Below are 21439 nucleotides of genomic sequence, written 5' to 3' on the forward strand. Positions count from 1 at the left end.
ACTTCCGAGCGGAGAAGGTGGCCGTGCTCCTCGCGTAGCTCGTGCGGCTCACTGGACGAGGGGTAGATGGATTCATGGAAGCTCAAACCTTGGGCGTCTTCCAGCCTCGGCCAACCAGGCTACGGCGATTCCATTCACCTCATCGGCGGCGAGCACGTTCACTCCGAACACTTTGGGCAATCGGGACAGTAGAACTCGAACGGCGATGAGGCCGTGCCTCCTTGCCGAGATTCTCTCCAGAATGCTGATGAGCGTTGCCTGTCTTGTCTCGACCAATAATGCCTCCTTGAAAAGGGCTACGAGCAGTGCCGTGGCGTAAAGAAGGACCTGCCCATCAGAAATCGTCGGGCTCGCAAGCAGCTCGAGAGATTTGTTGAAGGGCCACTTGCCCGCGTCCCAACTCGTCATCGTACCTGATTTAACGAGCACAAACGGGTTAAACCCCGTGACCTCATAATCGATGCCCAGGAGTGTCACAATCGCAGAGAGATATTCGTCGGGAGAGAGGAGGCCCATGTCGGCTGCGTGAGTGACCACGGGTTGTGTCCAGACGCGACGGACCGAAAACTCGGAGGTGGCAACGTCGCTCACCGTGATGTCGTCGGTCCATAGGACATGCCCGGGGTTCCTTGCAATCAGCATGCTCTCTGTCCCGTGCTGACCGAAGACATGCATGAGTTGTTCCCTGAGTTCGGGATCCAACTCGGCCATCGCCGGACATCCGCGGATCTCACACAGGGCCAGGACTGAATCGACGAAGTTCGCGAAGGTATCGGTCTCAGCCTTCGCTACTTCGGCGGAGACTTCTTGGATGTAATAGCCCTGCTCGGATTTTCCGTAGTGACCGGACCTTCGCCCTCGGCTCGATAGTTTTGCATTCGTCGAGCGAAGCTCCATCGCCGTGGACTGCGAGATCACGAGCTTTCCCCGCCACTGTTTGAGCATCCCCTCGAGTTTCAGAAGAGACGATATGCCTAGGGCTGTGAGATCGAGAACAAGGGTATGGCTGGTCCCGAGAACCTCGAGTGCGGCCGCCTGCTCGTCGTCCCTGCCTCGGTTGCTCCGAATGGCCAGGTCGGGTTTAGAGGCGGCGAGGTGGACTGCCCAGAAGGGATCACATCCCACACAATGGGCAAACACATTCAGTGGCATAACTTGTTGTCTATAGTTTGCCTCAGCTTCCGAGGTTTGCTCGAACCGCTTATCGGCCATGATCTTCAGGTCGGTGAAGTCCGGGACCTCTTCTCCGGTCGTGGGGTCGGTGGTCGTTACACGGAATACCTGGACGAACGGCTCGTCTGGGTAGCGAATTTGCCAACTCTCGAAGATTTCACGGGCTCTGTGAACGTACTTGCTCAAAATCTCTTTGATGACTCCAATCCGGTCTCTCGCACTCGTCTTGCTCAAGATGACCGTGTCGCCGACCTGTTTGCCGATGAGGGCCTCGGCGAGGGGATGCGTCGGGGGATATTCTCCAAACTCGGCTCGAGGGTTCGGTGAATCCTCAATGATGACCCACCGTTCCCGGTCCTCACTTTCGGCGTAGCGGACCGCACTGCCAATCCCGACCTCCGATGGCTCGATGATCGACGGTGTCCTCGAACTTGGTTCGAAGAGGACTTGGATAAGTGATGCGTTCGCATCGGGATCGTCAGGAAAACGGCGGACAAGCTCGTACGCGTAACGCAGGGCCTCGTTGGGGTCACCATGTAGGCGGAGAATCTCAACGGCGATTGCTCCACCCTCCGGGGTGGCTTCGTCGAGTGGCGGAAGTGCTTCGGGTCGGGCATCGATCAACTCGGGCCTTCCCCATTTGAGGCCGATGAGGGAAAGACGGTCGCGAACGTGTTTGTCGTCCGGATGGATATCCAGGCGATCCTTTAGCAGGCCGATCGCACTTTCCACGTCGAAGACCTCGAGAGTTTCAACCTCCTTGAAGAAAAGCCACGGATCGAAAACGCCGGCCTCTCTCGTAACCTTGGCAACTCGAAGAATCACGTCGAGGCGGTGTATTCGTTCAGCACAACGAACGAGATGGCGGACCTCATTGCTAAATCCGGCGGTTTCGATGATTCGAAGCCAAAGCGGTAGAGCCGCTTTATGACGTTCGAGCTTGCCGAGTTGGAGTGCAAGGCTCCGTAAGTCGAGTTCGGAACAATCCTCGCTGATGTATCGAAGGGCTTCGTCGGCAAGACATGAGGCTCCGGAAGTATCGCCGCGTGCAAGCGTGACCTTTGATCGGATCGTGGAAATGGCCGTTTCGCTGAAACGATCGGACGTTATCCGGCTCAGGAAGTCCTCGGCATCGTCGATGCGGCCCGCATCGAGGAGTTCTTCGAAAGCGGAATGGAGAGCCGCCGACTTGAGGGTGCGAATTTTCGCGGGATTCGTTTCGATGGGATCGAACTTCGAGCTCTCGTCAGCGGCCAGTACCAACCTGATGTAGAGGTCAGTCGCCTCGCGTCGATCCCCCGGCTCGTCCCTTTCTGCGAGAATGCCCGCGAGGAAGAATTCGACCTCACCGATTGGATTCAGTTGGACTGACCTCCTTAGCAGACGAATTGCTTCTTCAGTTCGATTCTGATTAAAGAGGAAGCACGCGTAACGGTAGTAGATGCTTGCATTATCAGACCCGCAGCGGATGGCTTCGTTGAAGTCACTTTCCGCCGCCTTGACTTCCTTCCGCAATGCCTGGGTCATCGCCCGGATGACCAGGGAATTCGATAGGTAATGATGGGCCTGTTGCCGCCTCGCGAGTGCGATCGCTTCGTCCATCACCGAGACCGCCTCTTGTAGTTTGCCCTCATCAAGGGGGTTCGGCCCCTGCCAAACGCCTCGGTTCAGTTTCACGGTTTCGCCGTTAAAGAGTGCTTGGCCGAGGAGGTATCTCGGCCCGAACCAGTCTGGACTCGATGCGACTGCGACTCGTGCATATGCCTCAGCTCTCGTGAACTGGTGCAACGCCGTTGCCTTCAAAGCGAGTGCGGTAGAGACCTCTGCGTCGCTTGCATGGGTCGTTGTGGCGTGGGTCTCGACGTCCTCGAGCGAGCACTCGTCCGGTGCAGTACGAATGAGGCAGGCGACCAGCTTGCTTGAGGAAGGGTATGATTTGAGTCGCTCGGCTGCGAGTGCGTGTGCGTTAGAGTTGTCGCCGACCAGTTCGAGGCCAAGCACCTCGTTGATTTGGGCTCGCTCGCTGTCTGGCCAGAGGTCCTTCGCCTCAAGCAGGTGTTTACCCGCCTCGGCGTTCTTCCCCTGGACAAGGGCCACATTCGAAAAGCCGACCTTCACGCGATATTTCTGCTGGGAGGATAACTCCTCCCAATGACGCTGCCTGATTTTCTCGAGGAAGATTTGGGATCGCTGCGAGTCGTGGCTCTTCAGATAGCCCTCGGCCTCGTCCAACTCCGCATCGAATGCCGTCCGCTGAATCGAGATAGTTGTGGACTCGATGAGAGTCTGAATCCGGTTCATACCACCGGTCAATTCAGCGACGTGTGCATTGGTGACAGGGGTCAGTAAGTTTGCGACGTCAGGATAGTCGTCGAGGAGATTCTCGATATCGGCCCAGTCGAACAGCTCGACGATGAAAAGCTTCTGTTCCCGATGTCTCCGGTTGATTTCCAGCACCTTGTTGTGGGCTTGGACTGTTGCTTTTGCGGATGTGAGAATCGTGTAGTGCTGCAACGGAGGATCAAAGGCCAACGCCTTATTCACCTCCTCCTGAATCTCGGCCGGAGGGATGGTCTTGTTCGGTTCATGGTGCTTGCACTGGGCGGCTCTGAACGGCAAAGAGAAACTCGGGTCGATGATATCGACACCGAGCTGAGTATCGCCTCGATGCCCATAGAGCTTCAGCTGTTTGTTGTCCCAGTGACGTTGGAGTAGTTTCAAGCAGAACCTCTCGAAATGCTGCTCGGTGCCAGGATGCGGGTATCGAAAACTCATCGCGCAATGCCCTCAATTCTGATACACAAGCATAACAAGAATACTTGTTTTTTTGACTACGGCAGAACTCGGTTTCGTAAGGCGAGGAAGGACTCGACCCCTCGGTGGCGTAATTGAGGTCGCGGAACTGCCAGCGGCGGAGAGTCCCGACCCAGGCACCCTGGGTGGCGTCGTAGGACTGGCCGCACAGGGGACCGATCGACTCTTGTGGAGGGCGGGTTCGATCGTGAGGGATAGGTGGCAGGCCCGGGCAACGAGGATGGCGGACTCGATGGCCCGCCGCATGGGGGAACTGATGACCACGACGGCTTTTCTAGGGCTAGGAGGAGGTCTATGGCCTCGGAGCCGCGGAGACCTCTTTCGCTCAGCCCGACGTCGGAATCGGCACTGTGGAACAGGTGAGACGAGACGGTCTCGGCGTGCCGTGGTAACAGTACTATGGTGGGTCTGACGATCACCATCTCTGAGCTCGGCTCCAAGAAAGGTCAGTGATATCGAACCAGCGATGAGACCGGTTACCGTCGCTGAGTATCGCTCGTTCAAACACCCCCCTGGTGAGATGATACCTTGCCACGGTCGAGTGTTCATGCAGTTCGGAAGAGTTCGAGCAGGACTTGAGCCGGGAGTCATTCACCCTCGGACCAGAATTTTGGTGGGAAGTTCAGTCGGGCTCGGTTCTTGTGGATATGCGGCTTCCCGGTTGAGACGGAACGCCCGTTTGATTACCGAGCGGCGTGTTGCACCCAAGTGAGAGGCGGTAGGGGTGGGTCCTTGGTGAGTATGAGGTATTGTCGAAAGTCGTGGATGGAGGAAATGAAAAGGGCGGCGTACCCTTGGTGAAGTCTCACCCACACCAAACTTGCCAACAAGGCAAAGGAGTACGCCACCGTGAGTCAGTCTACCTCCGAGATCCGGATCTTGCCATTGGCCGGAAGCCATGATGTCCTGACCGAAGTCCTCCGCAACGGAGCCCGTGAGATGCTCGCCAGGGCCATCGAGGCCGAGGTCGCCGCCTGGATCGACGACCACGCTCATCTCAAGGACGAGGCCGGACGTCGCCAGGTCGTCCGCAACGGCTCCCACCCCGAGCGGACCATCCTCACCGGCTTAGGACCGATCGGCGTCAAGCAGCCCCGAGTCCAGGACCGACGACCCCCTGAATCCCGAGAGACGTTCACTCCGGCAGTCCTCCCGCCCTACCTCCGACGGACCAAGAGCCTGGACGAGTTGATCCCCTGGCTCTACCTCAAAGGCATCAGCACCGGCGACTTCCCCGAGGCTCTCAAGGCGATTCTCGGCCCGGACGCCCCGGGACTGTCGGCGAACACCGTGACGAGGCTCAAGTCGGCCTGGGAGGAGGAACATCGAACCTGGAGCCAGCGGTCCTTGAAGGGGAAGCAGTACGTTTATGTCTGGGCCGATGGCGTGCACTTTAACATCCGTTTGGAGGAAGGGCGGCAGTGCATCCTGGTGCTGATGGGGGCGACCGCCGACGGCAAGAAGGAGCTGATCGCCATCGCCGACGGCTATCGGGAGAGCGAGCAATCCTGGAAGGAGTTGCTACTGGACTGCAAGGCCCGTGGCCTGGAGGTCGAGCCTCACCTGGCGATCGGCGACGGTGCCTTGGGTTTCTGGAAGGCGATGCGTCAGGTGTGGGACACGACCAAGGAACAACGCTGCTGGGTGCACAAGACGGCGAACGTGCTGGACAAGTTGCCCAAGGGGAGCCAGCCGAAGGCCAAGGGGATGCTCCACGAGATCGACTTGGCGGAGAGCCGCGAGAATGCGGTAAAGGCGTTCGACCTCTTCCTGAAGACGTACGAGGCGAAGTACCCGAAGGCGACGGAGTGCCTGTTAAAGGATCGAGATGTGCTGCTGACTTTCTACGACTTCCCGGCGGAGCAGTGGCTGCACATCCGGACGACGAACCCGATCGAGTCGACGTTTTCGACGGTGCGTCTGAGGCACAACAAGACGAAGGGGAGCGGGAGTCGGACGGCGTGCCTGACGATGGTCTACAAGCTGATGGAGAGTGCATCAAAGAGTTGGCGATCGTTGAATGGATCGGAGCTTTTGAGGGAGGTGATCGCTGGGGTCATCTTCGAGGACGGAGTGAAGAAAACCACCGCCGCCTGAAATTCTCCATCCACGAAGATTGACAATACCTCGGTGAGTATATTTCGCTCGGAGTGTTTATCCCGGGCCGGGGTCCCGTAGGTTTGTGATGGCTGCGAGGATTTCTCCTCGAAGGCTTGGACTGTCTCGAATGCAGCCCCGTGCCTGCCAGGTTCAGAGGAAGTGCGACGGCGAACAGGGGTAAGGGACCGCTGGTCTCGATGTTCGTGCCGCCCTCATTAAGCTGTTCTGAAAAGTGGTCGACTTGGTGGTGACCCTCAGAGACGAGTCGAGGCAATGAGAGCCTTGAAGTAATCGTTCAGCACTGTCGGGTCGCTTGGAATCGGCGTCGATGACTGAGCCGGCTGGGCCTTTGTTTTGGCAGGAAACCTCTCTTCCTGCGACATGGACAGGCCGAAGAAGCTCGGGGCGACGGTCGGGGTGAGATGAGCGTTTAAGGGTGGACGGCTTGAGGGCCTGGTTGGGCCAACAGCCAGGCCAGAAGAGTTGGCCGACTGCGAACAGGATTCCACCGAAGACCAGGGCGTAGGACACAGGGTCGGCCGAACGGTGTGCCCGGCGGTAGTTGCCGTTGCCCAGGGTGCGTTTCAGAAGGATGGACCATTGGGCTTGAGCGTGCTCCGCCTTTCGGTAGAAGGACACGGCAGCGGTAGGGGCAGAGATGGTGACGTGAGGGGTGATAAACGCGACGTATGTAGGGTGCGCGGCCAGGTGAGATTGAAGCGCGGCCTGGGCGATTAGCCTCAAGTGATCGAGGTCGTCATTGGATTGGAGGGCGGCCAGGTCGAGGTGGCGGTGGGTTTTTATTATCGTTGAGGCAGGAGTCGTGGCCAACAGTTTGTCGGCTTGTGATTGCCAGGTACGCGGGGCGATCAGAGCACCATCGATGAACATCAAGCCGCTGAAGGCCGCCTGCTTGGCGAGTTGTCCACATTGAACTGCTTCTCGACGCTCTGCCTCGGTAAGGTCCGATAACAGGAGCACCTCCGGTGGCCGCTCGTGGTGGGCTTCGCCGGCCTTGATAGACTCGAATTCGACGAGCGCTACCCGCCGACCCTGGCGCTCGAGCTTGCGAGCTTCCTCTCGCAGACCGCGGTTGTGCATCGAAAGACGACAGGTACGAAGCCAGGAGCCTTGGATCTCCCGGACCTTGCGGAAGAAAGCAGCGGGCGGGGCGACGGCGTGGACCGTGTATCGGGGGTTCAAGAACCAGCAACCCCTCGCGAGGCGTCGTTCCCAGGACTGGGCTCTTTGGATGATGACCGTGTCAAAATCCTCACCTTCCCGATCGACGGGGTGACGTCGGACGGTGATAGGACGATGATCCTTGGGAGTGAGGTCGTCAACCATCGACAGGCCCCCTGCTCCGTCCTCGGTCCTACCTCGTCCCGAGCTTGGCGGGTCGGGTTGCATGTTCGGTGACGGCCAGGACAGGGAGGGGTCTGGGCTCCCCTCAGGAGGTGACGTGACCGTAGCCCCGGAAGACCGAACTGCGCCGGGCCCGTGGGCTTCGCGCGGCCCATAGGAGAGGCCTTGTGCCGCGCCGTAGCCCGTTGGAACAGGCAGATGGCGGGGGCTGGCGTCAACGTCCTGGCCCGGTGCCCCTGCAAAGTTGTCCGCGCGGAGCGGATGTCCCGTGATGGGATCCAGGGGGCTGGCACGGGTGAGCCAGACAGGGCGAACTCCGGCACCGTCAGGTGGGAGATGCCCGAGTGGGAGATGACTCGGTAATGGAGGCCGGTTGGGACAAGCACCCGGACGTTCCCGTAGCCCGGAGGCGTTCCGGTCCTGCGGGAAGGTAGACGCGGTTGGTTGCCCGGATTGGACGGCCTCGGTTGGGTCATTGAAGAAGTTCCTCCTGTTATCGGTCCCGGCATCAGTAATTAGATTCGACGCTTGGGATAGGTGATCGGTGTAAGTGCTCGTGAGTCGATGATCGGAGTAGGTAATCGGTGCAGGGTGGTTAAACCAGGGTGGTCTTTGGTACTAACCTTGGATCTTCTGCCGGTTATTTCGTTTGTTCTAATGCTTGTGATTCTACTTCTTTGGTGTGGCCGATCAGGACCACGCTCGGCAATTGGTTTCGGCGGCGAGCATAGCCGAGTTCCCACCCGGAAAGAGATTCCGTGTGTCAACCGTGACCACTTCGTAACGAATGACTTGTTGGTGACAGGATGGAAGGGTCGATGGGATCAGGGGGCCTGGCGTAACTCTTCCTGAAAGGTAGTAGGAGGCGGGCAGAGACTGGGCGTTCAAACCCTCGGCACAACACGAGCTGAGGCAGAGCCCCCCATCAATTCAGAGAGATTCCGAAGGTTACGTCACTTAGCTCGGATGCTTCCGTTGCATATCTCGGTGCTGTGGCAGGACAGATCGGCGGTTCGGTCGAGGTCTACAGGGCTGCATGGCCAGAAGATAGGTAGCCCGGCGTACGAGAAGGCCTCGGGGTTCCTTATTCCGAGGCCTCGACGCATCGGTCTCAATCGGATAACGGCTAGCCGTCGTCGCCCACTGCCTGCTCCAAGTGGATCTCCCGGACCAGAGAGCGGAACTCGCTCACGACCACGTCGAATTCCTCGCCGTGGCTCCAGTATGCGACGTAAAGCCCACGACGCAGAGAGCGGGATTCCTCGCTGCACATGCGCCTCGCGAACTCGATGGCCTCGAAGCGTCCCATGTCTGTGAGCGGGACAACTATTAGGGGTTGATCCGAGTTTCCGCTTTCGTCGTAGCGGGCCAGCACCTGATAGCCCGCCTGGAACCGAGTTGGGGGGGGACTGCCGCAGTCGATCGCAAGCTCGTGACGTTCGGATTGGTCGGGGGTGACCCGGACCGAACGAACTTGACCTGTTCGCTTCTCAATGACGCTTCGGAGCTGATAGGCCTCGGTGTTGTCAGGGTCCAGGCGGAGGGCCTCGTTTAGATCTGCGAGAGCGAGGTCGGGCTCGTTGAGGTCGAGATGGAGGCGACCGAGGGCGGCGTATGTGGCGCTCAGGCAGAGGGTAAGCTCGGCCAGGGTCGTTGCCGGTTCGGATACCGAAGGCGTGAGGGGTGCCGGCCCGCGATCTGAGTCGACGGTCTGGCTGAGGATATCCATGTTGCTTGACACCACGATTGATTTATGACTTTTTGAATTGTTCGGATTTTGTATGTTCCGGGCACTTCGAACTACCTGGGATGGACTCGGTTCGCTGGCTCGTCGAACTCGACCGGCGCGGCGTGCTGAATGGGTGAAGTGCCGACCATGATTCCCAGGTACTCGAGTGGTGTTCGATGACCAGGGCGACAGACGTCCCACCCAGTCGATCCGGCCCGAGGTACGGCTGCAGGTAGGGCCTCCGGCAGGAGACACGCGCCCAGGGATTGGGGCCCCGGGCGCGGGGTGGAGGGACGAATCGGGTTCAACCCCGGTCACCCGTCCGCCCGCCAGGCTCTCCGTTCTGCGGCACGGGCCGGAGAGCACCGGGATTCCTGGTGGGGATGAAGGCGGGGCGACGTCGGGCAAGCATGACGTCCGGACTTTTGACCTCGTCATTTGAGTCGCGCTCGGAGTAGTAGTCGGCCAGGTGCTCGGCGAGCTTCTCGAGCGAGGTGGCGGTACGTGGGCAGATCCAGCGGAGATTGGGATCGTCGTAGGTCCGTCCCCGACCGATGATCGCTCTGATCGCCCTGGCCAGCCGCTTGACTGCAGGGCCCTGGGACGATCGCAAGGTCAGGATGATCGTCGGGCGGAAGTCGGCTGGCTGAAGCTCGCCGCCGAGGGTCTCGACGAGATCCATGACTTCCGGGCTGGTAGGACAGTGATGAAGGATCAATTTCAGAGATACGCCGGTGCGCTGGGGGACCGAGACGAAGATCGAGCCGAAAGAAGGGCAGACGTCGCGGGGGCCCTTTTCATCCACCTTGATGGGGAGGTCGAGGTTGCGGTCCTTGTAGCGTTGGTCGGCGTAGCCGCCATAGATGTCCAGGAGGTGGTCGCGGAGTGGGGTCATGGGGTGCTCCTTTAGAGTGGAAGGAAAGAACTCGCTGGTCCACTGAATTGTTCGATGCCTCGGATTTTGATTGTCGAAACGTTTATGCGAGTGGGATCTCTCCGTGGCCGTCCGAGCGAAAGCCGATTCAGCATTCGGCCGGTCCTGGAAGTATGGTCCTGCTGGGAAAACGCCGCGGTGCTGTCGAGGTCGGCTCGCGGATTCAAGGGGAACGATCCGGTGGCGATAACGGGCCTTTCCACTGTCCTGTGGATGTTGAAAATTGCAGGATCAGCCCTCAACGAGCCATCGCCGTTCGATAAGCAGTAATCAGGGATTCGACGAGGATGTTTGCCAGAACGACCTCGACGTAGTGGCCTTTCGAAGTACATACCTCCTCGGTATGCAGAAGGTGAGGATCATCGAGAAAATGGTCGAACCATTTCGCCATATAGACGTGCAGATGTTTTGCCGACAATCGTGGGAAGAGCCGGAGGAGTTGATCCTGCGCTCGGGCGATGATCGCACCCGCAAGGCCCCATCCGAACGTCGTGCCCGCCAGATCGCTGGCAAGTTCTTTCATCTGCTCGCGGGCCTCGGGGATGCGAGGTGGAAAGGTGGCGAGGGCGTTGGCAATCTTGCTGGCCAGGTAGAGCTGTGCCCTCAGTTCGGACCCTTCCGGGATCGACAAGAGAACGTCCGGTTTCAATCCGAACCGGGAATTGGGGCTGAACGGCTCGAGAAAAGACTCGAACTCTGAAGGAAGGCGGAGGATGTCCTGAGTGGAGACTTTACGGGACCTTCGCTTGGGCGTTGTGGGCTTCTTCGACACGGGTGATAATCCTTTCTTGAGAGGAACGGAGACGATTCCAGGCCACATTCGTTCGATCCTGAATAGTCATCAAGGGTGGCGTTGAGGTCGGCCAGGGCGAGGTCGGTCATCAATAGGGTTCGTTCGACCAAGCGATAGTGATCGCCTTGACCGGAGGATCAGTCTGGTTCGCAAGTCAGCCAGATTTTAAGGATCTAGAAGCGGCAGTCGGATCAGCCGGGCCCCGCATCGATGGCGGGTATGACCCAGGAGTAGATGCCTTCCCCGAGCTTGCCAATGCCGCGGGCCAGGAGATAGTGGACGCAGGGCACTCGGGTCTTCCCTCCGGAGGTGGGTCAGCCCGCGACTTCGCCCCGAGAAGGGCGGAAGGAGCGACCACGACGAGGGGTATCCCTGGAAAATGCGGCGTGCTCGCAACGGGTGTTCTCCATGCGTCGGATCACAGCGAGGGGTATCGCGTCTGGTGCTCCCCGGTTATGGGGCGTCGCGATGATCACGAAGAAGCGACCCGGTAAATCTCCACCGGCCGTGTTTCGTGCTTATAAACAACCATGTTGAAATCCGGAACATCGCCCAGGATCGTGCCTGGATACTTGTAGCGAGCTTGCCAGTCTTCATGGGCCATACGCCTTGCATGCTCGACGGCGGCCACCCGTCCTTCTGCGGTGAGTGGGTGGGATGCGAACACATATCTCCCGCCGGTCACGAGATAGCCAGGCGGAATGCTGGTCTTGGAAGCCAGTTCCTTGAGGGTGGCCTCGGGAACGGGCGCTCCGTCCCAGAAGCGGAAGTCATGATTGCCGTCGGGCTCGAAGAAGTAGTCCAGGACGAACAGCAACGTCTCGAGGTTGTCGCAGCACTCGTCCCAGTCGATGGCCAACTCGGAGGCGAGATGTCACGAAGCGGCGAACTCGTCGATGACTTTGACGTACTCTCCTCGTTCACGGTACTTGATCCCCCGGACCATGTGCTCGTTCATCCTCTGGAGCCTGGCCGGATCGGGCCCACCGACCGAAGGGACTTCGGGTCGGCCGGTAGGTGTGACCGCGGAAAAGCCGACGGTTTTGTTGCCGTGGTCGTCTTGCATGGTTGGATTCTCCCAGGATGGCAGCGGGGTGGTGCATTATCCTATGAAATGGATAAATCGACGGTCAGCGCGGCGGGGGCACTTCGAAGCCCCTGGAGCGGGCAAACTCGACCAGGGCCTGGTCCAGGAGCAGGGCGGCGGGCAGGCGGGTCTGGTCCCGGAGCCGGCCGAACCAGGCCTGGAATTCGGGGCCGCCCTTGAGGACGGCCAGGGTCACCTTCTGCGGTGTAGAGTGCTGCGTAGAGTTTGACATAATGTCTCTCTTGGATACCTAAAATGGTCTGAATCGCTCGTCGAGATACCCCGGGTTTCTTTGATCAGCTGGCACGTCCTGGAACTCGTGGTTGAGTCACCTCGGCAAGCATCGATTCACTCTTCGCATACCGGGAGAAACTCCAGGTTGCTCTGTTGTAATCGGCATTGTGAGCGCGGAGCCGGGGCGTCGCCTGTGCTGGATTGCAGTGTCGAAAGTCCGAACTTGAGGCGATTCAGGGTAGAACTTCACGTTGGGATTTTCTTGCGGGACGGTCGTTCGGTCGGTCCCGGGCCCGGCCGTGGAGAAAGTGGAATTGCTTTCTTCGGGTGCGGGAAAAGGGGTTAGGCCGAGGAACTCCGGGGGGACCGTCGGGGCCAGGAAGGGCGTCCACTTCAAGCGCGAGGTGGAGATGGGTCGGTCGGGCCACAGACCGGCCAGGAAGAACTCGCCGTTGACGACAAGGGTGCCGGAGTAGACGAGCGTCCTGGTGGCCGGGTCGGTGGCGTGGGACAGTGCCTTCCGTCGGGCGTTGCCCAGGAGCCGGTTGGTCAGGCCGTACCAGCGGGACTCTCTGTCCCGGGCTTGCCGGAAGAACTCGGGGCTGGGGCCGGGGGCGGCCAGGGTGAGTTGGGGGGTGACGTAAATGGCGGCGGTGGGTGCACGGTTGAGGCGGGCCTGGAGTTCGGCGCGAGCGATGGCCGCCAGGGAGGTCGGGTCGCCGGTGGCCTTAAGGGTGTCCAGGTCGCAATGACGATGGATGGTGGTGATAGCGGGGGACGGAGCGGGTTCCGAGCCGATCATTTGGTCTGCCAAGCGGTGCCATTCGTGTGGCGCCAGGGGTTGGCCGTCGATGAAGACGATCCCGGTAAAGGCGAGCGCCTTCGCCATCATCCCGCCCAGGATCACTTCCGGGCGTTGATCGTGCGGCAGGTTGGAGAGGCGGATCGTTTCGGCCGAACGTTGAGAATTCAGCTGATCAGAGGCAGCCTGAAGAAGTTCCAGGTAGGCTGCCCGGCGACCCTGCCGGTCTGCTTTGCGTTTCTCGCGCCTCGGGTCGCCCTTGCCCATGACCTGCCTGGTTTGCATCAGCCAATAGCTGCGGGCTTCCCGGGCGGCGTGGAAGAACTCGGCTGAAGGGGTCGGAGAATACACCGTGAACTTCGGACAGAGATACCAGGCTCCGCGATCGAGTCGTTCGCCGATGAGCTGGCATCGACGGGAAGTCAGGCGGTCGAGGTCGCGGCTGGTGCCCCAATCGAGTTGGTGGGTCGTGATCTCGAGGGGATCGCCCGGGATCCGAAAGAACCAGGTTGACTGTCGCTTGATAGAGAACCTATTCATGTCCTTTGGCCTCGGCGTTGGCTTGACCCTGACCTGGGCCTGGCCGGTTCGGGGATACGGTCGGCGACGACTGAATCAAGAAATGGTCCGTACCAGGGTCAGGTGCCAACGAGGCGCAGGCCCCTTGAGTGTGAGCATTACCCGGCCCTTCGGCTGGTGGTGTCTCTCCGGAGGGGCCAGGGATCGCGACAGGACGAGGTGTGGCGCACTGGTTCAGGTTGGTCGCACCAGGCGGAGAGCCAGGGCCGTGACTTGCATGCGCGTCCTGGCCGGGTTCAAGGCCCGGTGCCCTCGCCAATCCGTCGGTCGGCACGGGCTCGCCCGTGAGCGGGTCGAAGGGGGTGGCCCGGTCGAGGGTGCGGACCACCAGTTCCGGCAGGCTGAGCTGGGATAGCCCGGCCAGTGCTAAGAGCCGATAGTGGAGGGCGGTGGTCACGAGGACACGCAGGTTGCGGTAGCCGCTCGGGGTCCCGTGAGTCCGAGGTGGGGAGGATGATTGACGTTGCTGCTGGCTGGTCACGGATTTTTTCATCAGGACATACTCCTGTTCTCTGTTCTATTTGGATTCCTGGTAGGGGTAGGTGATCTTGGTGAGTTATGTGACAGTTGATCGGAATAGGTGATAGGTGATCGTAAATAAGTTGTCTGAACCAGGTTGGTTGTTTGAGTTGCCCCTCTTCCAACCCCTTATTCTTCTATAACTTCATGCTCCATAATTTCAATCGTGTGGTCGTAGACGACCACGCTCCGCGATTGGGTTGGGCCGCGAGCAGACCCTCGTTGACTGGCCGGAAGGGTGTCCGGATCGTCGAACATGTCCCCGGGGGAACGAGAGATACTCCTGTCCCGGGGCGGAACTACTGCAAAGGACCAGCTGCCAAGGGTCGGTCCGTTGCCATCCCCGGGACGTCGAACCCCGGAGGGAGCGAAGGGCAAGACTTATCATCGTTCGTCATCCATCCTCTCCGATGGGATGAGACAGTAATCGGTGAGGTGGCGGTTTGTTCTTGTCGAACGCTCTGTGCCTCGCTCAGGAGGTGCCAAGTGCCCGGCAACGCGGGGGGGATCGGCGCGAAGCCACATGCGGCCAGCTGGTGTGCACAGGCCGGGCATTCCTCCACTACGCAACCCGGGTGGTGGTTCCCGCCGATCACCACAACGCAATCGCGGCAACGCTCCGGTGGCGCTTCGGCCCAGCCGAGCCTCGTCTCCGCACCGTAAGGTACGGGCTCGAAGGGCTCTCCATGAATGATGACCGGACCGGCGGAGCACGAAATCGCCCGAACCATCACTCCTTCGCATGGTTGGCAGTTAACCATGATCGTTATCCTGGGATGAAAATGGAATCTGATCGGATGGGGCGGGCGGAGCCGCACCCATCCGCCATCTCGAATCCGGGTTCGGATGCCTCAAGGATGAGAAGACACGGCGTCTACATCGATGAAATTCCCCTGATCGTCAAGGGGTTCGTACGACGCGACCCCACGCCGCACGGACCGGACCTCGTAGACCACCGCGTCGAAGCTCGGGTGATCCACGAATCCGTCGTCCGCGAGCCTCTGTCGGTCCTCCGGGGAATAGCCATACCGGTCGGCTTCCGCCACGGCTTCGCAGAGACGATCGAGGGAATACGTGACGAGGAGGACGTCGGGCGTCGAGGGGGAGGCCTTGAATGAAGCCACGACGTGCAAGCCAGCCGCAAGGTGTGTCCGCTCGATGCCGGTCGGTGGAGACCAGTATTTCGCCCTGGCCACCCGGAAGTCCAGCTCCGCCTGTTCGAGCCGACCGGTCGATTGGTAGAGGAGGCCCCGGGTATGGATTGCTTCGAGATTATACTCATTGATGCGAAGGGCGGCGTCGATGTCCTTGTAGGCCAGGTAGTGATCCGCCCTCTTGAGGTGGACCTGGGATCTCAGGACGATCGCCTCGGCGTCAAGTGGGTCCTGAGCGAGGGCGGCGTCGAGGTCGGCCAAGGCAAAATCCAGTTCGTCGCGAACGAAATGGACCCGACCCCTGGCCAACAAGGCGGCGGCGATGGTCCGACTGAGTTCCGTGAGGGTCTCTTCGGTGGTGGACAGGATGACTTCGCCCGTATCGGGCCGTCGCTGCGTTCCCAGGGTCAGGTCCAGGTCGGACATCTCGAGGTACCTCGAATGCGGATTGGTTCGACGTCCTCCATGCGGACGAATGCCTCCTTGCAAGCCGGTGATACCGCGGTCGGGTCCGGATCACCGGCACATCGCCGATCGTTTGGCGCGGGGAGTCTGTCTGGCCGGCGGGGGAGAGTGTTCCGGCCATTCCTGACCGAGTCGGAGGTCTGCCCGGGGCAGTACTCCGAGCCCCGTTCGATGGACATAGTCAGGAGAGCCTTGTTCTTATCGAGCCTTGCTCGACTTTGACGGGTCGAGTTGCGATCAGGATCGGCCGCACCGGTCCAGGCAGTGCTGGACCGTCACCTTCAATTCCAGCAGCGACGCGTTGGCCGGATCGATGACGGCCTCGGCATGCTCCTTGAGGGCAACGAGCGCGGCGTTCAGAAACTCTGCCTGGGTGATGGCCTCGCGTCGAATTTGCTCCTTACTGGTGGCATCTGTTTCGGGAATACCGAGGGCCGCGTCGATCTGCGAGATGACGCGGAGGGCCTGATTTCGGCGCTGCTGGATGCGAGCGATGTTCTCGGAACCCGGATGGTTCTCGATGTGGAGGCGCAGGAAAGTTGCGAACCGCAGGCAGAAGGTCTTGAGTGACAAGGCCTGCGCCGGGGTCGCCCGCGCCATGTGCGATTTCACGCAGTGACGCCTCTTACGTGGACTCGGCGGATCTCATCGTTGAGGAACGGCTCCATCAGGGCCCGGACGTCGGCCTGCTCCTCGGGCGATGACCCATCCGTCATGGCGCCGTGGGGCCGCATCCACCGCGCAATGCCGGCGTCGGAGCCGACAAGTTGGGCAGCCTGGTCCGAATCGGTCACGATCTCGACACTGGCCTCCTCGAATAGGTCCGATACTCCGTCAGTACGAAGGCGGGGGTTTAAGCGAACGCCGGGAGGGCCTATAGCCCGCAATCCTTTAATGATGCAAATTTCATCAATCATATAATTTCCATATTTTTGCATGGCGTTGTACGATCCTCAGGCGATCAGCCCTTCGAAGTGCTTGAGCACCTCCGCGATCTCGTTCTCTTCGCAGTCGTACATCCGGCATTGGGATGGATTCTCGGCTTGAGGGGGCATCACGTTCGAGCAGCCAACGATTAGAACTGCGGGCCGGCCTCCGCCGAGGTTCTCGCGGGCGGTATATCGTTTACGCTTGCGCTTCGTCTCGTCCCTGAGGAGAAGTCCCCTCTCGTACAACGTCTTTCCGAGCGTCCAGGCATTGAAGTCAACAGTCGCATCGAGTCCCCGAGCAATGGCTTTGGCGGCCCTCAGAGAGGCGGCGGGGTGAAGATAAAGCGTGGTGCCGTCCATCCAGCCGATCGCTTCACCTTTCGGCCTCCAGCCGCTCGTGACGGCCACGGTCCGGGTGGTCACCGAGGCGTCTACTTCATCGAACGTCTTGACCTGATCCTCGGTGCTCCAGCGGTGCCACCCCCAGGCATCAGGATTGTTTAACCAGTCGCCCTCCCTGATGGGGCAACCACCTTCCGGACCCTTCAAGTGCGCTCGGCCCGAGACAAAAGCCGTCTGGAGGCAAGTGAAGAAGAACTCCACTGGATCGTCTTGTTCGACATCCTGGGCCTGGGCCGTCTCGATAAGCACGCTCCAGGCCAGGTCCAGGTATTCCGGCAGATCCTCCCCGGAGATCGCTCCGGCGAGGTGGCCATAGATGAGAAATGCTTCAATACCGATGGAGAGGGAGGCCACGACCCCGGCCGCACGACCCCGGCCGGGAAGCTCAACCCGGGCGTAATTCTCCAATACCTCTTCGCGACTCCTCCTCCAGGTCTGCACTTGGTCGTAGTGATCGGCGAGGTAACCGAGGAAGCTGCTCATCACGCCTGCAAAGACACCGTTCCGGGCGTTTTCTTGGCAATTCGTGATGGCTCCCCAGTCTAGGTCCTTCCGAAGAAAGTCCAAGTTAAAGCCCCGGTTCTTGATCGATAGACCATTGAAGGGCAACTCGGCCGTCGAAACGACATTGGCCCGAGGTGGCTTATCATCCCGGATCTCCCCATCGCCCTGGGCCCTCCCCCGCCCGGTGTTGTTAAACAATGCCCGGAGCACCTGATCGGCCTTGGACTGCTGGCGCTGGACATCGTTCAGCGAGCCCTTCGTCAGGAAGTCGTCGATAACGACCATCACATCTTTCGCGAGGTAAAGTAACCGCTCCAGATAATTGGCGGTCGATCCCCAATTTGCTGGGATGTACTTACTGTCCATCTTCGAGCCGTAGAAGCTCTGGTACAGACCGGCGTAAATGCTCTTGCCGCTATCGGTGCCGCCGATGAGATTGACGTAGGTTTTCCTGCCCCCGAGCGGTGCACTGAAGCACGAGCCGAGCAAGGAGAATCCGACGGTTGGGGATGCCGCATTGACGAGTTCGAAGACGGCTTCAAACCCGAGTTTCAAGTCATTACCCGCCAGAGGGCCCGGTAGATCAAACTTTTGAAGAGCCTTGGGGAGAAGGGTCCGGTAGCTAATAGGGCTATACGAACGTCCGGAATCCGGCCCAATCGGCCCGGACCAGTCAGAAGGCATGTCTGTACCTTCAGTTGCGGTGGGCCGATCTCCGGTATGGTCGACCGACCCATCGACAAACACTCGGCCCGGAATGGTCGGGCCGATCATACCGCCCTGATGTAGAAACCCTCTGGCTCCCGCGGTCTCGGTCCAGCCTGTATGAGTCCGGACGTAAGATGTTGCCGGTGTACCGGAGAGGAGCTTGATCGCGGCAGCAGCATGATCAAGATGGTTGGGGATCGTGGGAAGGACGGTCGCTGGTGCACCGACGAAGGTGTCGACCCAGCGACGCAAGTCATGGAATTGGTCGGCCGGCACCGTGAATCGGTAGGCTGCACCGGTGGTAGAGGCTTCGATGATGTATTCGCGACGGAGCCTGTCGTCGCTATCCCCGTCGTCGATGATCCGCTGTTCTCTGATCAACGCGAGGAAGTTGGTGAGCTGGATCTTGATCTCGTCCCTGAGCGGCGCAGTTCTCGAATCCTTGGAGGCGGGTCGGGGCACCTTCTTGAGGAAGTAAAACCCGGATTCGCCAGCCCCGTAGTCCATGGGTGGCTTGATGCCGGCATCACGGGGCACACTCGGATTACCTTTGATTGTGCGAGCAACTGGTTCATCCGACCGTGCCCTGCTGGATTCGCGTTTCTGAGGCATAATTCTCGTTCCGATAACCTTCTTCGATGGGTTTCGTCAGTAACCATGCTGGGCCGGGACACGACTCTCAGTTCCCATCCATCCTCTCCGAGCAGGGGTCGCAGCCGTGCAATACCGAGATCAGTTCATTGACCGAAGCCATCGGCCATTTTCTCGGGCAGCCGATTGTTTAGGGCCTCCATGATCAGGGCCGGGTTGAGATCATGATGCCGACAACCCTTGTTTTCGACTTCAAGAGTCACCATGTCGTAGAACGCCTGCTCCACCAAGTGCCCGACGAACGCTTCAACGAGTAAGTCCTTGTGGCGGGCCCATTCTTCGATTGCCACCGCCACATGAGGCGGAAGGAGAGCACGCAAGGCCACTCGGCGCAACCGATCGCTGATCCCATCAAAGTATATATTGCATATAAAATTGTCTATTTTATATGGAATGAGTTGGCACCTCCGATACCGCTGGCAGGTTTCAAGATGACGAGAGGTCCAGGAGATTGTCGATGAAATTTTCTGGGGTAGGGAGATCCGGAACTGTTTTGAAAAAAACCTTGACATCGATTACGGGGGAGCAGAATCCCTCACGCGGCTAGGCGTCGACTCTGGTGTCCGGAATCTTCTCCGAACGATTTAGTTTAAAGAGCGAAAAATAATTTGTTGAATATTTTGCCTGGGTGCCGTGGGCGGAATGGCGAGGAATTTTGGAGGCCATACACATGCCATAGGAGGGCGAATAATCGACTGACTGGCGGACGCATTGCGTGCGCCGAAGGGCGGGCGACCGGTCGTGGAACCGGAAGGTGAGGCAAGATGGCGAGGCGCACTGCCTTGAATTCGCTCAAGGTCACTGTGTACATGCGGACTCATGATGGAGAAGTTCGAGGCCGGGGGAGATCTATCTCGATGCTTCCGCCGACGGCGTAGGAAACAGATCTGGTAGGAGATCAGGGTGACAATCGGTCGTCCCGCTCCCATTGGCCCCCTTGAAAACAAGCTGCTTCCGTGAGAAACGCTAGACGGGGGGTCTAGAGGTCGTGGGTTCACATTCTGCCGCACCGACTTTCCACAAATCATTTCAGAACATAATGACGTTACATCCAGGATGCTGCGTTTGGGTATGTCGCATTTCGCCAGAAATGGTCAGCGAGCGAGTTGACAGTTTGAAGGGATTGGGAGGTCGCCGTGGTGAGATGACATCCGACCAAGTTAGTCACCATCACGGAAGGACCTCCCATGTTCAACTTATCGCCTCGCGTCTGGATCCTCAACGCCGCTGCCGACTTTTCCGGTCAGCACGGGGCTGTGACTCAACAAGCCGAACAGGCCGGTTGCAGTCGCGAGACCGTCTACGAGCACTCCCGCAAGGTCGAGCAGCGACTCGCGGGCGAACCCATGCCCGAGGGCGACGTCGAACTCCGTGAGGAGAATCAACGGCTCCGCGAGCGGAAGGCCGGATCCTCTTCGACACGGCCAAACAACGTCAACTCACCACAGCCGCCTTCGCCATGGGGGTCAGCCTCAGCCAGGTCGAAGACCTGCTCGGCGTGCTCTTGATCCCGGAGCAGGTCCCCAACCATTTGACCTTGGGGCGTTGGGTTCAAGACGCGGCTCGGCAAGCCGGCCAAGTGCTCAAGGCCCTCGACCCGGCGTGTGCGGCCTGGGCCCGGGTCCAGACACTCGCACTGGACGAGTTCTTTTTTGGGGGCGACCGACCTTGGTAGGGATCGAGTCGGCGAGCATGACGGCCATCTCTTGCCGGAACGCCAAGAACCGAACGGCCGCGACCTGGAAGAAACCGTTGGAGCCGTTCTCGGGTCTGGAATTCGCCGTCTCCGACGCCGCCAAGGGGATCGGCTCGGCGGTGGCGTAACTGGCCAAGGGGCATGCGATCGATTCGTCAGCCCCGCCCCTGACGCACGGCCTGGACGTCTTCCACGCCACGATGGAGGCGAAGCGGGTTCTCGCCCGACACTGGCGTGGCGCCGAGGCGGCATGGGAACTGGCCGAGGCCGCCGACGCCAAGGTCGCTACCGCAAAACAACAAGGCATCGACGCGCGAGCCGCCGCGGCGGCCGCGCGGGCACCGCGGGCCAGCGCCGTCGAGCGGTTCGCACAGGCCCAGCGGCTGGAGTCGGCCTGGGACCGGGTGCACGCGGCGCTCGACCTGTTCACGCCCGACGGCCGGCTCAACGATCGCGCCGGAGCTGCCTCCGCTATCGCCGAGGGGGTGAAGGACCTCACCAGCCCCGACTGGACGAAGGTCCGCAATTTCTTGAACGACCTGCGGAGCCTGGCGTTCCTCGATCGGATGCAGGGCCGCCTGGAGACTGCGGAGCCGGAGCCGCAATGGCGCGAGGCGCTGGCCTGGCGTTGGTGGCTGTGGCACCGCCGACAGAAGCCCTCGGACCCAGCGACGGAACTGGTCCGCGCGGTGGGTCGGCAGGGGACCTTGAGCGAGCCGCTTACGCCCGCGTCGCGGTGGTCTTGGAGGAGACTTTTCGAGCGAGCAGCGCGGTCGAGTGCATGAACAGCGTGCTGCGGAT

19 protein-coding genes are annotated in these 21439 nt (G+C 60.1%); 4 read left to right on the forward strand and 15 right to left on the reverse strand.

Going from position 1 to position 21439, the window contains the following annotated elements; genetic code table 11:
* Window positions 1-72 precede the first annotated feature (72 nt).
* A complete protein-coding gene (locus BUS42_RS35840) occupies window positions 73-3894 on the reverse strand; it encodes a PIN domain-containing protein (protein WP_143206624.1) in 3822 nt (1273 codons plus the stop codon).
* Between the two features lie 942 nt (window positions 3895-4836).
* On the opposite strand from BUS42_RS35840, the gene BUS42_RS35845 reads away from it, so the two are divergent.
* A complete protein-coding gene (locus BUS42_RS35845) occupies window positions 4837-6084 on the forward strand; it encodes an IS256 family transposase (protein WP_074315229.1) in 1248 nt (415 codons plus the stop codon).
* 2494 nt (window positions 6085-8578) lie between these two features.
* On the opposite strand, the gene BUS42_RS35855 is transcribed toward BUS42_RS35845, so the two are convergent.
* The 14 genes from BUS42_RS35855 to BUS42_RS35915 form a co-directional block, all read right to left on the reverse strand.
* Window positions 8579-9181: a tetratricopeptide repeat protein gene (locus tag BUS42_RS35855; protein ID WP_074315233.1), complete on the reverse strand. Its 603-nt coding sequence runs from the start codon at window positions 9179-9181 to the stop codon at window positions 8579-8581.
* 304 nt (window positions 9182-9485) lie between these two features.
* Window positions 9486-10076 (reverse strand): hypothetical protein, encoded by a 591-nt coding sequence (locus tag BUS42_RS35860; protein WP_074315234.1) that lies wholly within the window; start codon window positions 10074-10076, stop codon window positions 9486-9488.
* 277 nt (window positions 10077-10353) lie between these two features.
* Window positions 10354-10746, reverse strand: a complete 393-nt coding sequence (locus BUS42_RS35865; protein ID WP_143206625.1) for a hypothetical protein — start codon at window positions 10744-10746, stop codon at window positions 10354-10356.
* A 634-nt stretch (window positions 10747-11380) separates the two neighbouring features.
* Window positions 11381-11767: a hypothetical protein gene (locus tag BUS42_RS35870; protein WP_074315241.1), complete on the reverse strand. Its 387-nt coding sequence runs from the start codon at window positions 11765-11767 to the stop codon at window positions 11381-11383.
* Window positions 11768-11782: 15 nt separating this feature from the next.
* Window positions 11783-11974 carry a hypothetical protein gene (locus BUS42_RS35875; RefSeq protein WP_074315243.1) on the reverse strand — a complete coding sequence of 64 codons (192 nt, stop codon included), beginning with the start codon at window positions 11972-11974 and terminating at the stop codon, window positions 11783-11785.
* 64 nt (window positions 11975-12038) lie between these two features.
* Entirely contained in the window at window positions 12039-12227 is a 189-nt protein-coding gene (locus BUS42_RS35880) for a hypothetical protein (protein ID WP_074315246.1), read from the reverse strand.
* Window positions 12228-12323: 96 nt separating this feature from the next.
* Complete coding sequence (locus BUS42_RS35885) at window positions 12324-13571, reverse strand: hypothetical protein (RefSeq protein WP_074315248.1); 1248 nt, start codon at window positions 13569-13571, stop codon at window positions 12324-12326.
* Complete coding sequence (locus tag BUS42_RS43270; protein WP_143206626.1) at window positions 13564-14103, reverse strand: hypothetical protein; 540 nt, start codon at window positions 14101-14103, stop codon at window positions 13564-13566. The genes BUS42_RS35885 and BUS42_RS43270 overlap by 8 nt, the downstream gene beginning before the upstream one ends.
* Window positions 14104-14980: 877 nt before the next feature.
* Window positions 14981-15709: a hypothetical protein gene (locus tag BUS42_RS35890; RefSeq protein WP_074315250.1), complete on the reverse strand. Its 729-nt coding sequence runs from the start codon at window positions 15707-15709 to the stop codon at window positions 14981-14983.
* Window positions 15710-15985: 276 nt separating this feature from the next.
* Window positions 15986-16348, reverse strand: a complete 363-nt coding sequence (locus BUS42_RS35895) for a hypothetical protein (protein WP_074315252.1) — start codon at window positions 16346-16348, stop codon at window positions 15986-15988.
* 8 nt (window positions 16349-16356) lie between these two features.
* Entirely contained in the window at window positions 16357-16542 is a 186-nt protein-coding gene (locus BUS42_RS43275) for a hypothetical protein (RefSeq protein ID WP_143206627.1), read from the reverse strand.
* Window positions 16543-16701: 159 nt separating this feature from the next.
* Window positions 16702-18903 carry a DUF927 domain-containing protein gene (locus BUS42_RS35905; RefSeq protein WP_083671058.1) on the reverse strand — a complete coding sequence of 734 codons (2202 nt, stop codon included), beginning with the start codon at window positions 18901-18903 and terminating at the stop codon, window positions 16702-16704.
* A gap of 125 nt (window positions 18904-19028) precedes the next feature.
* On the reverse strand, window positions 19029-19262 hold the full coding sequence (locus tag BUS42_RS35910) for a hypothetical protein (protein WP_143206628.1): 234 nt from the start codon (window positions 19260-19262) through the stop codon (window positions 19029-19031).
* A gap of 876 nt (window positions 19263-20138) precedes the next feature.
* The gene (locus tag BUS42_RS35915) at window positions 20139-20327 is read right to left on the reverse strand and encodes a hypothetical protein (protein ID WP_074315259.1); all 189 of its coding nucleotides are present in this window, start codon (window positions 20325-20327) and stop codon (window positions 20139-20141) included.
* Window positions 20328-20401: 74 nt separating this feature from the next.
* Here BUS42_RS35915 and BUS42_RS35920 point away from each other — a divergent pair, with 74 nt between their 5' ends.
* The 3 genes from BUS42_RS35920 (at window position 20402) to BUS42_RS35925 (ending at window position 21423) form a co-directional block, all read left to right on the forward strand.
* Window positions 20402-20617, forward strand: a complete 216-nt coding sequence (locus BUS42_RS35920) for a hypothetical protein (RefSeq protein WP_074315261.1) — start codon at window positions 20402-20404, stop codon at window positions 20615-20617.
* Between the two features lie 17 nt (window positions 20618-20634).
* Complete coding sequence (locus tag BUS42_RS46100) at window positions 20635-20766, forward strand: hypothetical protein (protein ID WP_256386223.1); 132 nt, start codon at window positions 20635-20637, stop codon at window positions 20764-20766.
* A gap of 72 nt (window positions 20767-20838) precedes the next feature.
* Window positions 20839-21423 carry a hypothetical protein gene (locus BUS42_RS35925; protein WP_074315263.1) on the forward strand — a complete coding sequence of 195 codons (585 nt, stop codon included), beginning with the start codon at window positions 20839-20841 and terminating at the stop codon, window positions 21421-21423.
* Window positions 21424-21439: the final 16 nt, after the last annotated feature.

The sequence above is a fragment of the Singulisphaera sp. GP187 genome (assembly GCF_900129635.1).
Classification (GTDB): Bacteria; Planctomycetota; Planctomycetia; order Isosphaerales; family Isosphaeraceae; genus Singulisphaera.